Below are 13360 nucleotides of genomic sequence, written 5' to 3' on the forward strand. Positions count from 1 at the left end.
AAAAAAGTGCCAGCTCTTTGCTAGAGTCTGGCACTTAGTTTATTTAGGCTGACAATTACTGTGCGATTAAATCTTTATAAGCAATTGTTTTACCTTGAGGTTTCTCGTTAGCCAGTTTCGCTTTAGGCGAACCAGGTTGTGATAGCCAGTACTCAGCCCCTTTCTCAGGGTTAAGTTTAGGACCACACTCTCCTTGAGCACCACTGCGTTCTAGGCGGCGCAATACTTTATCTTGCGCTTTTGCTAATCCATCTAAAGCTTGCTGAGGTGTTTTCTCTCCACTCGCCGCTTCAGATACATATTGCCACCAAAGTTGAGCAAGTTTTGGATAGTCTGGCACATTGGTTCCTGTAGGAGTCCACTGTTTACGTGCATCGCTACGGTAAAACTCAACTAAGCCACCCAGTTTTGGAGCAATATCGGTCATCGCCTGAGAGTTGATGTCTGACTCACGAATTGGTGTTAAGCCAACCAGAGTTTTCTTCAAACTAACCGATTTTGATACAACAAACTGAGCATAGAGCCATGCTGCTTTACGACGGTCTAGAGGTGTGCTGTCTAAGAAGGTCCAAGAGCCCGCATCTTGATAACCCAGTTTCATACCATCTTCCCAGTATGGACCTCTTGGTGATGGAGCCATACGCCATTTTGGCGTACCATCTTCATTTACTACAGGTAATCCCGGTTTGGTCATATCGGCTGTAAACGCGGTGTACCAGAAAATCTGTTGAGCAATGGAACCTTGTGCAGGAACAGGGCCCGCTTCACCAAACGTCATACCTTGTGCTTCAGGTGGCGCATACTGTTTGAGCCAGTCAACATATTTGGTTGTGGCGTAAACAGCAGCAGGTCCATTGGTTGCTCCCCCGCGTGAAACGCTAGAACCAGCAGGTTGACAGCCTTCAATGCGGATGCCCCACTCATCAACAGGTAAGCCATTAGGTATTCCTTTATCACCTGCGCCAGCCATAGAGAACCATGAGTCAGTAAAACGCCAGCCTAAAGAGGGGTCTTTTTTACCGTAATCCATGTGACCATAGACTGGTTTACCATCAATCATTTTTACTTTGTCGGTAAAGAACTCAGCAATATCTTCATACGCAGACCAGTTTAGTGGTACACCTAACTCATAACCGTAAGCTTGTTTGAATTTCGCTTTAAGATCTTCACGTTCAAACCAATCTGCACGGAACCAATATAGGTTAGCAAATTGTTGATCAGGTAATTGATAAATCTTGCCATCCGGACCGGTGGTAAAGTCTAAACCAATAAAATCAGGAAGATCTAACATTGGGTTGGTGACTTCTTTACCGTCTCCTTTGATAAAATCACTGATTGGCACGACTTTTCCGTAACGGAAGTGTGTACCAATAAGATCGGAGTCATTGATATAGGCATCGTAAATATTACGGCCTGTCTGCATTTGTGTTTGCAGTTTTTCAACAACATCACCTTCTTGGATCAGGTCATGATTGACCTTAATACCTGTAATTTCATAAAAGGCTTTTGCTAATGTTTTGGCTTCGTACTCATGCGTAGTGATGGTTTCGGAGGCGACATTTATTTCCATTCCTTGGAAAGGTTTAGCGGCATCGATGAACCATTGCATCTCTTGTTGTTGCTCAGAGTTAGATAATGTTGATGGAGTAAACTCTGAATCCAGCCATTTTTTTGCTGCCGACATATCAGCATAAGCATTTGGTGACAGTGCGGCCATTGCGATAGCGATAGACAAGCAGCGTCCTAGGTAAGATTTTTTCATATCCGTTTGCATTGTTATTTAAACTCCTGTTATGAGTATGTTTCCTACCGAAAGCAACCAAGCTGACGGTAGGTGTCGTTCTACGTTATTGGTATTACGTTTTTGTTATCCCCACTTAAGTACGGTACACAGCCAAATTACAGAAACTGTAAACGGCACCCAGATGCTCATTTCGCTTAATCCCACAAAACCCAAATGAATAAATGCCGAACTAAGTAAACCGATAAATAAGCGATCACCTCGCGTAGTGGTAATAGGCAAAAAGCCTTTGCGCTCTACGCATGGAAATTTGATTTCAAGTACCGTCATAGTGATAAGAATCAAAGCGATACCTGTAAAAAATAGTGCTGATGGGGTGGTCCAAGCCATCCAACTCATACTGTTCTCCTTATACGCGACCTAGCGCGAATCCTTTTGCCACGTGATTACGAACAAACCATATAACCAATATGCCCGGCAGAATCGTTAGCACACCTGCGGCGGCAAGAACTCCCCAATCAATACCGGAGGCACTGACGGTTCGAGTCATCACGGCTGAGATTGGTTTTGCGTCTACGGACGTTAATGTTCGTGCCAGTAGCAGTTCTACCCAGCTGAACATAAAGCAGAAGAATGCCGACACGCCAATGCCTGAACGGATCATGGGTAAGAAAATCTTCACAAAGAACTTAGGAAAACTGTAGCCATCAATATAGGCGGTTTCATCGATTTCCCGTGGCACGCCTGACATAAAGCCTTCCAGAATCCATACCGCCAATGGCACATTAAACAGACAGTGTGCTAAAGCGACCGCAATGTGTGTGTCGAACAGCCCCACTGATGAGTAAAGCTGGAAGAAGGGCAGCAAAAACACCGCGGGAGGAGCCATTCTGTTGGTTAGCAGCCAGAAAAACAGATGCTTATCACCAACAAAACGGTAACGTGAAAACGCATAAGCCGCAGGTAAGGCCACAAGTAGGGTGATGCACATGTTCATCACCACGTAGATGATGGAGTTGACATACCCCATATACCAAGAAGGATCAGAAAATATGGTTCGGTAGTTATCCAGAGTCCAAGTGTTAGGTAGAAAACTCAAGCCACCTAATATCTCTTGGTTCTCTTTAAACGACATGTTTAGCAGCCAATAAATCGGCAACATTAAACAGATAATATAAAGGGCTAAGCCGAATATCTGTAAGTGTCGGGTATATTTAGATTTGGTCATAATTGCGCCTCTTACTTATTTTCGCTGTGGGTCATTGCGGTATAGAAAGCCCAGCTGACCAATAAAATGATAAGAAAATAGATGATAGAAAAAGCGGCTGCGGGGCCAATGTCGAACTGACCAATCGCCATTTTTGTTAGTGCCTGACTGAGGAAGGTGGTTGAGTTTCCGGGGCCTCCTCCGGTAAGTACGAACGGTTCGGTGTAGATCATAAAGCTGTCCATGAAACGGATAAGCACACCGATAAGCAGCACATTTTTTAGCTTAGGCAACTGAATATAGCGAATGATTGACCATGTGGACGCTCGGTCGATATTGGCGGCTTGATAATACGCATCCGGAATAGCGCGAAGACCTGAGTAACACAGAAGCGCAATAAGAGATGTCCAGTGCCAGATATCCACTAACAAGACCGTTAGCCATGCATCAATAGGGTTGCCCGCATAGTTGTAGTCAATGCCGATAGAATTCAACGCCCAACCAAATAAGCCAATATCTGCACGGCCAAAAATCTGCCAGATAGTGCCGACTACGTTAAGAGGAATAAGTAGCGGAACCGCAAGAACGATGAGACAAAATGCAGACCATTTGCCTTTGGTCGGCATGGTTAACGCAACGGCGATGCCCAGCGGTACTTCAATCAATAGTACGGCAAATGAAAAACCGAACTGGCGTAATAATGCACCTTGCAAACGTTCATCATTAAGCATCTCTTTGTACCATTCCGTGCCGACAAAATAAGCTGTATCAGCGTCAAAAATGTCCTGAATGGAATAGTTAACAACGGTCATTAGCGGCACGATGGCGCTGAACGCAACCAGCAAAAATACCGGTAATACCAGAAACCACGCCTTGTTGTTGACGACTTTATTCATGTTCTTCTCCCGTGGAAACTAAGTAATCATTGAGATACAACATGGTCCACTGCTCTGGAAAGCTGATATAGGCATGACCTTGAGGAACCGGCTGATCTTCTTGTAACCGCACTTTTATTTGCTGCTGACCAAGAGTTAGAGAGAGAATTTTGTAGGTTCCCAAATCTTCCACATGGGAGACCAAGGCCTTCATTGCCGATGCGTTGGGTTGCTCCCATACATGAACAAATTCCGGGCGAATGCCTATTTTTAGGTTTTGGCTGTGACTTTTGGCGAGTACCTCTCTGAGCTGAGGAGCCAATGGCAATTCTATCTCATCAAATGCAACGCCATGTTCTGTTGCCGTTACGTCAATAAGGTTCATGCCCGGGCTGCCTATAAAGTAGCCGACAAAAGTGTGGTTTGGACGTTCAAAAAGTTCTCGCGGTGTGCCGAACTGCACGATTTGGCCGTTGTACATAACGGCGATTTTGTCGGCAAAGGTGGAAGCCTCAAGCTGATCATGAGTCACGTAAACCATAGTGATATTGAACTGCTGGTGGATCTGCTTAAGCTTGCGTCTTAGTTTCCATTTTAATTGTGGGTCTATGACGGTTAATGGCTCATCAAAGAGGATGGCAGAAACATCATCTCGAACCAGACCTCTTCCCATCGATACTTTCTGTTTTTCATCTGCGGTAAGGTACTGCGCTTTTTTTGTCAGTACTGGCGTAAGTTCCAAGATATTGGCAATGTCGGTGACTTTAGTGTGAATTTTGTCTTTGTTAACCTTCATATTTCTTAGAGGGAAGGCCAAATTGTCATAAACCGTCATCGTGTCGTATATTACCGGAAACTGAAAAACCTGAGCAATATTGCGTTCTTGAGGAGGAAGGTGGTTTACTTTTTTACCGTCAAACAAAACCTCGCCATTTGAAGGACTCATCAGGCCGGAGATAATGTTAAGCAGCGTGGATTTTCCGCAGCCTGACGGCCCTAATAGGGCAAAAGCTCCCCCTTGTTCCCATGTGTGAGTCATCTCTTTAATGGCATAGATGGACTCGTCGTTAGGTGCTTTATCGTATGTATGAGCAAGCGAATTCAGCGTGATCTGAACCATACCGGATTACCCTCTTAAAATTGGACTAGGGGCATGGAGCAGTTTTTCATCCATGCCAAAAACATAAAACTTATGAATAGGGATATATATTTTGATAACTTCATCCACGTTGTAGCGATGAACACCAGGTATATGCAGGACCAGTTCAAAGTGCTTATTTCTTAGGTGTAAAAAGGTTTCTGAACCACTGATTTCAGCAACCTCAACGGTCACGGTGAGTTCTACGTCATCATCATTTTTGGGTAACAAGCTGAGGTGGCTTGGTCGTATACCAAATATGTAGCTGCCTTTTTCAAGATGCTTGAGTGACTGATTGAGAGGGAAGTGAGCATCTTGGTCGAAACTGACTTCCGCATCCGTGACCTCACCTTTCATCAAGTTAATCGGTGGTTCGCTGAACAAGCTGGCTGAAATGACGGTATTGGGTTGATGGTATACCGCGGTGGTTTCACCAGACTGAATGACTCTACCTTCATGCAGAATCGTGGTTGTGCCACCTAAGGCTAAGGCTTCATTAGGTTCGGTCGTGGCGTATATAGCGATGGTATGGCGTGTTTTAAATAGTTCGCGCATTTCTTGGCGAAGCTCTTCACGTAACTTGTAGTCCAAGTTAACTAACGGCTCATCAAATAAGATTATCTCTGCATCCTTAACAAGCGCTCTCGCCATAGCGGTACGCTGCTGCTGTCCCCCAGAGAGCTCTAATGGGTTTCTAGTGAGATAGTCGGTAATTCTTAACATTTCAGCCGTTGAGTGAACGCGCTCTTTAATGTCGCTATCAGACATACCCGCCAATCTTAATGGTGAGGCGATATTCTCAAACACCGATAAGTTTGGATAATTGATAAATTGCTGATACACCATAGAGATATTTCGCTCTCTAACGGGTGTAGTGGTTACATCGGTTCCATTCACTAAGATGCGACCTGATGTTGGTCTATCGAGTCCAGCGATCAAACGCATCAAGGATGTTTTTCCTGCCAACGTTCGGCCGAGAAGAACATTAAACGATCCCGGTTCGAATACCAGGTTGGCATCAATAATATGATCCTCACCGTCAAACGATTTGCATACCTGCTCCAGTGTTAATGACACTTAGTTCTCCTTACTTCGAACATATTTATTTTCGCTAATGTTCGTTATTGCTAAAGTCGTGCCAAAAAATGATTTAGATTAACAAAATTGCAACATTATTTGCTATCAATATGATATTAAAGGGTTTATTTAATAATTTCGAAATGAGTGCCTTCTATAAGTCAATAACTTAGAGTTGAGTTAATAATCTAGTATGTTACATAAATGTGTTCATTGTGTTCATTTGGTGTTACGGTGACTGAACAATAGCGGAACAGTGTATGTAAACGAACATAGTGGTTTTTTGGGTATAAGAAGCGACTGTGTTGCTGTACAGAGAGTAAAAAACAGTATGAAATCGGAACGACAATCCATTATTCGTGAGTCATGGCAGCGTTGCCGAGAAGCCGGCTTAACCCACAGCAGCGAGCCTATCATTGAGATCAACACCAGCAATGAACTTAATCATGTTCTTGATGAAAATCACGGCTTGGTCAGTGCCACTCAACAGAAGGTGCTGCCTTTTTATGACAACTTGTTGTCTAACAGCAATTGTATTGTGATGCTTGCAGACACTAACGGCCAGTTGCTCAATTCTTGGGGGGATCATTGGAGCAAAAATAAACAGAGTCAAAGAGTGTTTGGTCATGGTGTTCACTGGAAAGAGTCTCTTCTGGGAACCAATGCAATAGGAACCGCTCTCGAAACAGGCTCCATTGTTCAGGTGTTCCATGATGAACACTTTTTGTTGTCCAATCGATTTATGACTGGCTCTGCTGCTCCATTGTTTGATGCCGAGCGCCGTATGACGGGTGTTCTGTCCATTTCTAGTGATGCCTACATTCCAACGGCACATACTCTAGGAATGGTAAAATTGATGTCACAAGCGATTGAAAACCAGTTAATTGTCTCTCAATTTCATACTGAACATTTCCTATTTTGGTTTAACACCAGTGCTGACAATATTGATAGTCAGTGGTCTTCTCTGCTTGTATTTGACGAGAAAGGGATGGTGATATCGGCCAATCGCCGGGCAGAAGTAGTACTCGGTGGCGACTTGGGCTTACAGAGCATTGAACAACTGTTTGATGTGAAACTGTCGCAACTTTTATCGCATCCAGCGTATACGCCTTTGACCTTTTCATGCCGTCAGCAGTTTAAATTTCATGGCATTGTTATTCCTCCTTCTATTCCTAAAGGCAGATTATTGGACTTTCGAAAAGGCACGAAACCGAAGGCGTCTAATGAAAAGCAACAAGTTTTGGATCTTCAACGTTTAGATATGGGGGATAAGCGATTATCCAAAGCCATTTTGCAAGCGAGAAAAATCCTAGATACAGATATCCCCATATTGATACATGGCGAAACAGGGGTAGGTAAAGAGGTGTTCGTTAACGCGTTGCATCTCGCAAGTGAACGGCGAGACGCTGCTCTCATTGCGGTAAATTGCGCGGCAATCCCGTCTGAACTTGTTGAATCTGAACTGTTTGGTTATGAGAAAGGAGCGTTTACCGGTGCCCATAATAAAGGTTATGTTGGTTTAATCAGAAAGGCAGATAAAGGCACTCTGTTTTTGGATGAGCTGGGGGATATGCCGCTAAAAGTGCAGGCTAGGTTGTTAAGAGTACTGCAAGAACGAAAAGTGACCCCTTTAGGTTCAACAACCTCTTATCCTGTTGATTTTAAACTTGTCTCTGCGACCAATAGGCAGTTAAAAGAAGATGTGGCGTCTGGGCAGTTTCGCCAAGATCTGTTTTACAGAGTATCGGGTTTAAACATTACTCTGCCTAGTTTGCGGGAACGGACTGATAAAGATGTTTTGATACAGTATTTGCTCGATAAGTACGCCTCTGATAATAGCCAAGCGACCATCTCCATTGAGGTGCTGTCCATGTTTCGTTCTCACCCATGGCCGGGAAATATTCGCCAAATGGTGAATGTCATTCAAATTGCTTTAGCGATGGCGGAGCCAGATACCATAACGGTACAACACCTTCCTGACGATTTTCTGAGTGATTTTGAAAACAGTCGTGCTTCATTGACGGCGGCTGAGTCGCAACATACCAGTCGGTTTTCGCCAAGTCAGGGTTCAGGAAATAACAGTAATCTTCTGCCGAATGACTCATTTGACCCTCATTATCCTCAAACGGATGAGATGAACCATCCGTTGGATTCCGGTCTTCCGTTACCGTTAGAGAGAGAAAATCAATCTAACTGGCATCAGGTCTATCTGCGCGAAAATGGCAATATTTCTGCAACGGCAAAGGCATTAAATATCAGTAGGAATACCTTATACAGACGACTGCGAGAGGCTGGGTTGAAGTAATAAAAAGAGTTGCCTCAATGAATCATCCGTTTATCTGATAATTCATTGAGGCATTGGATTTAACTGTTACTCGTTATCGTGGTTGAGGTGATTGAATTATGCGTAGTTTACGGGTTGTTGGTCGGTTTCAGCATCAACACTTGAGTCAACAGTCGTATCAGCACTACTTTTATCCAGATCCAAATAGTTTTGCAGTTGCTCTATTTCGCTAGAGGTGAATTCCAATCCAAGTTTACTTCTTCGCCACAATATATCTTCTACAGATATTGCCCACTCATGATGAATCAGGTAGTCCACTTCAGCTTGATATAAACCGTGGCCAAAGTGTTGACCGAGCTGTTGTAGAGACTCTTTTCCTGCCATGAATAGATTGACACGTGTTCCATATGCTCTTACCCAGCGAGCTAAAATATCATCTTGAACCCAAGGATAAGCATTGATGAATGAAAGTTGTAAAGAGTCTCGAGAGGTGAACTCTCCCCCAGGCAAAATGGCCTCTTTTGTCCATGCTGGTGTCATGGATGGAAAGTAGGGGGCAAGTTGATCCACCGCGGCCTGACCCAGTTTACGATAGGTGGTTAACTTGCCACCAAAAATGGAAAGTAGCGGGGCATCGTCTAACTCGTCATCCAACTCGATGGTGTAGTCTCGAGTAACGGCTTGTGCATCTGAAGACTCATCTTCACACAGTGGTCTAACTCCTGACCAAGTCGAAACCACATCTTGTGGTGAAACTTTATCAATGAAGTGTTGATTAGCAATATCGCATAGGTAGTTTATTTCATCATCATCAATTACTACCTTTTTGGGATCGCCTTTAAACTCCACATCAGTGGTGCCGATAACCGAATATTTGTCCAGATAGGGGAGAACAAACACAATTCGTTGGTCTTGGTTTTGTAGAATAAAGGCATGGTCACCTTGGTACATGCGCGGCACGATGATATGACTGCCTTTTACCAGACGAATTCCTCGCGGTGACGGCATTTTTAACTGCTGATCAAAAAACTTATCGACCCAAGGACCCGCTGCATTGACTAAGGCTTTACATTTAACCTGCTGAGTTTCACCGCTTATGCTGTCTTTAATATCAATCAACCAGCCATCTTGGTTGCGAGTTGCGTTAGTGCATTGAGCACGAGTGTGAATTTTGGCTCCTTTCTCTTCTGCTAACTTGGCATTGATTACCACCAGACGAGCATCGTCTACTGAGCAGTCTGAATATTCAAAGCCTTGAGACATCTCTGGCAACAAAGGGCCATTTTTGTCAAATTTGACACCATGACTGGCGGGTAGAGACACTCTCTTGCCAATGTTGTCATAGAGAAAAAGACCGGCACGAATCATCCAAGCCGGACGTAAATGTGGACGGTGAGGCAACCTAAATCGAAGAGGGGCCACAAGGTGAGGTGCATTTTTTAGCAGCACTTCTCGTTCAGCGAGTGCTTCACTCACCAAACGAAACTCATAATGCTCAAGGTAACGAAGTCCACCGTGAATTAGTTTGCTGCTCGCGGAAGAGGTGGCTGAGGCCAGATCGTTCATTTCATACAATGCGACGTTTAGTCCGCGACCTGCGGCATCACTTGCTATTGCAACACCATTTATGCCGCCGCCAATAACAACTAAATCATATTTCGTCTCATTATCCTGCATATTAATACCTATGTTCGTTTTGTGGTCATTATGCTCGTTCGAGTGTATTGGTTATTATATAAACATAGTGCTCAATAAAAATCGAACAATATTTTTAGCGTAATTGTTAAATTTCTACTTATTGGTCAAAAAAAGTAGTGATGATTTTTGCTATAATTGGCATTTACTCATTGTATTTTCAGGGTATTTAACCGAGATTAGCAAGGTTTGATAATATAAATGTTGCATTTATGATAAATATTTGTTTCGATAATGGTTGTACGAACAAAAGCGAACATTGAACAGCAATTTAAGGATTTAAAAGCAGATGGAAAACAGTAAACAAGTGGTTGTTGCTTTGGATCAGGGAACAACAAGCTCTCGTGCCATCATCTTTAATCAGAGCTCTAATATTGTAAGTAAGGCGCAGCGAGAATTTAGCCAGATATACCCGAAACCTGGCTGGGTTGAGCATGATCCCATGGAGATTTGGGCAACTCAGCGCTCGTCTTTGACAGAGGTATTGGCTCAGTCGGATATTCATAACCAAGAAGTTGCCGCGATTGGAATTACTAACCAACGTGAGACCACGATTGTGTGGGATAAGAATACGGGTATTCCTGTCTATAACGCCATTGTTTGGCAGTGTCGCCGTACTGCAGATCGCTGTAATGAACTGAAACAGCAAGGCTTAGAACCCTATGTTAAGCAAGTGACGGGACTGGTTATTGACTCTTATTTCTCAGGTTCGAAAGTGGCTTGGATACTGGATAATGTTGAAGGTGCAAGAGAGCGAGCTGAGAAAGGTGAGCTGCTTTTTGGTACGGTTGATACTTGGTTAATATGGAAGTTAACCTCAGGAAAAGCGCATGTCACCGACGTTACTAACGCATCTCGTACCATGCTGTTTAATATCCATACGCTTGAATGGGATAAGAAACTGCTGGAGATTTTTAATATTCCTGAACAGATGTTGCCCGACGTAAAGTCGTGCAGCGAAGTCTATGGCTACGCCAATATTGGTGGTGGAACTAAGATTCCTATTAGCGGCATTGCCGGAGATCAGCAAGCCGCATTAATTGGTCAGCAGTGTTTAAAGAGAGGAATGGCTAAAAACACATATGGAACAGGGTGTTTTTTATTGATGAACACCGGTGAGAAGGCGATTGAATCTAAACACGGCTTGTTGACAACGATTGGTTATAAAATTGGTGATGATGTTGCTTATGCCCTTGAAGGAAGTGTCTTTATGGGTGGGGCTGTTATTCAGTGGTTACGTGACGAAATTGGTTTGATTCGAGATGCATCCGATAGCGAGTATTTTGCCAATAAAGTCGACGATAGTAATGGCGTTTATGTTGTCCCTGCTTTTGTCGGTTTGGGTGCGCCTTACTGGGATCCTGAAGCACGAGGCACAATTACCGGCTTAACGCGAGGAACCAATCGTAATCATATTATTCGTGCTGCACTAGAGTCTATTGCCTATCAAAGTCGCGATGTGTTGCAAGCCATGGAAGATGACTCTGGCCTTTCACTTAACCATATTTGTGTAGATGGTGGAGCCGTTGTTAATGATTTTCTGATGCAGTTTCAAGCGGATATTTTAGGAAAAAATGTCGTCAGGCCAAATGTAACCGAATCAACCGCTTTAGGTGCGGCTTTGCTGGCTGGTTTAGCCGTTGGTTTTTGGTCGTCAAAAGAAGAACTGGTCAGTAAAAAAGAGATTGAGAAAATCTTCTCACCAGAAATGGAAAAGCCACAAAGGGAAACCAGATACCGTGGATGGTTAGATGCTGTTGAGCGTACTAAGTCTGGTTAGTTTTCCTTTTAAACAAGTTCCAAACGTAAAAAAGAAGCTTTTTCAGGCTTCTTTTTTTTTAGATGAAACTATAAGTTGGCTTAGTGCATCGCTTCTTTGCGTTGTTTTTCTTGCATGATCTGCTGGGTAAATTTTTGGTCGATATCTTGATTGAAGAATTGGAAGTTGTTTTTGCCGATGGATTTCGCGTGATACATAGCATGATCTGCATGAGATATCAGCTCATCTGAGTTGGCACAATCATCTGGGTAGATAGCTATACCGATGCTGGCGGTTACTTTTAACTCTAAATCGTTGAGTAAATAAGGTGAAGCTAATGTGGTAATTAATGAACTGGCGACCGCTTTAGCGGAGGTAATGCACTCTGATAGTGACGGCTGATCTTGCAGTATAATAATAAATTCATCACCACTAATTCGAGCGGCGGTATCATAGGAACGGACCGCTTTTAAAATTCTATTTCCGACAACCTTTAACAGCTGATCTCCCATTGAGTGTCCATAGTTATCATTAATGGCTTTAAAGTGGTCCAGATCGATAAATAGTATTGCTACGAATCGACCATTTTGTTGAGCATGAGTAATGGCGCTATCTAATGCTTCTATAAAGTGAATTCGGTTAGGTAATCCTGTTAGGTAGTCGTAATGAGCTTGGATATGTAGTGCTCGATTTTTCTCTTCAGCGTGCCTATTCTCTTCCGTTAGTGAGTGTATTGAACGCTCTTTTTCCCATGCTTTTTTTGATAACAGACGATAGATAAAAATGGAGATCAAAATAGACACGAAAATCAGTATGCCGCTGACAATTTGATAACTGGTAACCCTCTGCTGATAGTGGGTTTTAATGGTACTCAGCACCTTGCTAATTCGGGAATTAAATTCGGCGAACTGCTGATCAATATACTTGTCTGTTGATGAGCCATAAAAAGAGTGGGTTGGGTTGTCTAATTGGTGTTCAATGTTGCGTCGAAGGTCAGTGAAAAGCAGTTGTAGTTGAAACATCTCGTTATAAATATCGTCATCTCGTAATGCGTAATACTTTCCTTGGTCATTTTCTCCTCCGGTTAACATGACCCCGATATACCATTCGGCCATGTCCAGTCGTTGACGTACGGCGTCGGTGTTATGTGATTTATCCCCGGCAATAATTTCATCTGTCCACATATGCGCTGATGCGGCATTAAGTTTTATCTGGCCTGCAGCTTCTATCGTCGGAATACATTCGACCAGTAACCGGTTTGCGAAAAAAAATAGTGAGCTCATCACTAAGATTAGTAGTGATGTATAGGAGAGAACTGATACTAAAAGACCCTGTATAGAGAGTTTCATCAGAGCATAAACTTATTATAACCAATAAATATTTTTATATTAAAAGTGTAAATGATGGTTAAATGCGCTGTTGAAAAGATCCCGTTTTTGGCTATGCAATATGAAACTTGTCACATTTATCGGATGGGTTTGCACTGGTCATACCACAATGTTGAGTAGTAAGTCGCCTTTTTGTTGTCCCTGTGAATGGCAGTAAAAGCCAAGTGTTTCAGTTCATGAATACACTTGGCTGATT

At 43.2% G+C, this 13360-nt stretch carries 10 protein-coding genes; 2 read left to right on the forward strand and 8 right to left on the reverse strand.

Going from position 1 to position 13360, the window contains the following annotated elements; translation table 11 throughout:
* Positions 1-55: 55 nt before the first annotated feature.
* The 6 genes from F0227_RS10835 to F0227_RS10860 all read right to left on the reverse strand — a co-directional run bounded on the left by F0227_RS10835 (position 56) and on the right by F0227_RS10860 (position 6038).
* Positions 56-1774, reverse strand: coding sequence for an ABC transporter substrate-binding protein (locus tag F0227_RS10835; protein ID WP_171753218.1), 1719 nt, complete (start codon positions 1772-1774; stop codon positions 56-58).
* Between the two features lie 93 nt (positions 1775-1867).
* Complete coding sequence (locus F0227_RS10840) at positions 1868-2140, reverse strand: DUF2160 domain-containing protein (RefSeq protein WP_171753219.1); 273 nt, start codon at positions 2138-2140, stop codon at positions 1868-1870.
* A 10-nt stretch (positions 2141-2150) separates the two neighbouring features.
* Positions 2151-2969, reverse strand: a complete 819-nt coding sequence (locus F0227_RS10845; RefSeq protein WP_171753220.1) for a carbohydrate ABC transporter permease — start codon at positions 2967-2969, stop codon at positions 2151-2153.
* Between the two features lie 11 nt (positions 2970-2980).
* Positions 2981-3844: a sugar ABC transporter permease gene (locus F0227_RS10850; RefSeq protein ID WP_171753221.1), complete on the reverse strand. Its 864-nt coding sequence runs from the start codon at positions 3842-3844 to the stop codon at positions 2981-2983.
* On the reverse strand, positions 3837-4943 hold the full coding sequence (locus tag F0227_RS10855) for an ABC transporter ATP-binding protein (RefSeq protein WP_171753222.1): 1107 nt from the start codon (positions 4941-4943) through the stop codon (positions 3837-3839). Before F0227_RS10855 ends, F0227_RS10850 begins: the two co-directional genes overlap by 8 nt.
* Before the next feature lie 6 nt (positions 4944-4949).
* Complete coding sequence (locus F0227_RS10860) at positions 4950-6038, reverse strand: ABC transporter ATP-binding protein (protein WP_171753223.1); 1089 nt, start codon at positions 6036-6038, stop codon at positions 4950-4952.
* A gap of 331 nt (positions 6039-6369) precedes the next feature.
* Here F0227_RS10860 and F0227_RS10865 point away from each other — a divergent pair, with 331 nt between their 5' ends.
* Positions 6370-8343, forward strand: a complete 1974-nt coding sequence (locus tag F0227_RS10865) for a sigma-54-dependent Fis family transcriptional regulator (RefSeq protein ID WP_171753224.1) — start codon at positions 6370-6372, stop codon at positions 8341-8343.
* Between the two features lie 96 nt (positions 8344-8439).
* On the opposite strand, the gene glpD is transcribed toward F0227_RS10865, so the two are convergent.
* Positions 8440-9999: a glycerol-3-phosphate dehydrogenase gene (glpD, locus tag F0227_RS10870; RefSeq protein WP_171753225.1), complete on the reverse strand. Its 1560-nt coding sequence runs from the start codon at positions 9997-9999 to the stop codon at positions 8440-8442.
* Between the two features lie 307 nt (positions 10000-10306).
* Between glpD and glpK the strand changes: the two genes are divergently transcribed.
* A complete protein-coding gene (glpK, locus tag F0227_RS10875) occupies positions 10307-11797 on the forward strand; it encodes a glycerol kinase GlpK (protein ID WP_171753226.1) in 1491 nt (496 codons plus the stop codon).
* Between the two features lie 80 nt (positions 11798-11877).
* Here glpK and F0227_RS10880 read toward each other — a convergent pair whose 3' ends face one another.
* A complete protein-coding gene (locus F0227_RS10880) occupies positions 11878-13125 on the reverse strand; it encodes a GGDEF domain-containing protein (protein WP_171753227.1) in 1248 nt (415 codons plus the stop codon).
* Between the last annotated feature and the right edge of the window lie 235 nt (positions 13126-13360).

It is taken from the genome of Vibrio sp. 99-8-1 (assembly GCF_013114595.1).
Classification (GTDB): domain Bacteria; phylum Pseudomonadota; class Gammaproteobacteria; order Enterobacterales; family Vibrionaceae; genus Vibrio.

Bases quoted from the DNA above. Each gene is read 5' to 3' on its own strand.
- F0227_RS10850 (WP_171753221.1), bottom strand. From the start codon at position 3,844: ATGAATAAAGTCGTCAACAACAAGGCGTGGTTTCTGGTATTACCGGTA.
- F0227_RS10845 (WP_171753220.1), bottom strand. From the start codon at position 2,969: ATGACCAAATCTAAATATACCCGACACTTACAGATATTCGGCTTAGCC.
- F0227_RS10865 (WP_171753224.1), top strand. From the start codon at position 6,370: ATGAAATCGGAACGACAATCCATTATTCGTGAGTCATGGCAGCGTTGC.
- glpD (WP_171753225.1), bottom strand. From the start codon at position 9,999: ATGCAGGATAATGAGACGAAATATGATTTAGTTGTTATTGGCGGCGGC.
- F0227_RS10840 (WP_171753219.1), bottom strand. From the start codon at position 2,140: ATGAGTTGGATGGCTTGGACCACCCCATCAGCACTATTTTTTACAGGT.
- F0227_RS10880 (WP_171753227.1), bottom strand. From the start codon at position 13,125: ATGAAACTCTCTATACAGGGTCTTTTAGTATCAGTTCTCTCCTATACA.
- F0227_RS10835 (WP_171753218.1), bottom strand. From the start codon at position 1,774: ATGCAAACGGATATGAAAAAATCTTACCTAGGACGCTGCTTGTCTATC.
- F0227_RS10855 (WP_171753222.1), bottom strand. From the start codon at position 4,943: ATGGTTCAGATCACGCTGAATTCGCTTGCTCATACATACGATAAAGCA.
- glpK (WP_171753226.1), top strand. From the start codon at position 10,307: ATGGAAAACAGTAAACAAGTGGTTGTTGCTTTGGATCAGGGAACAACA.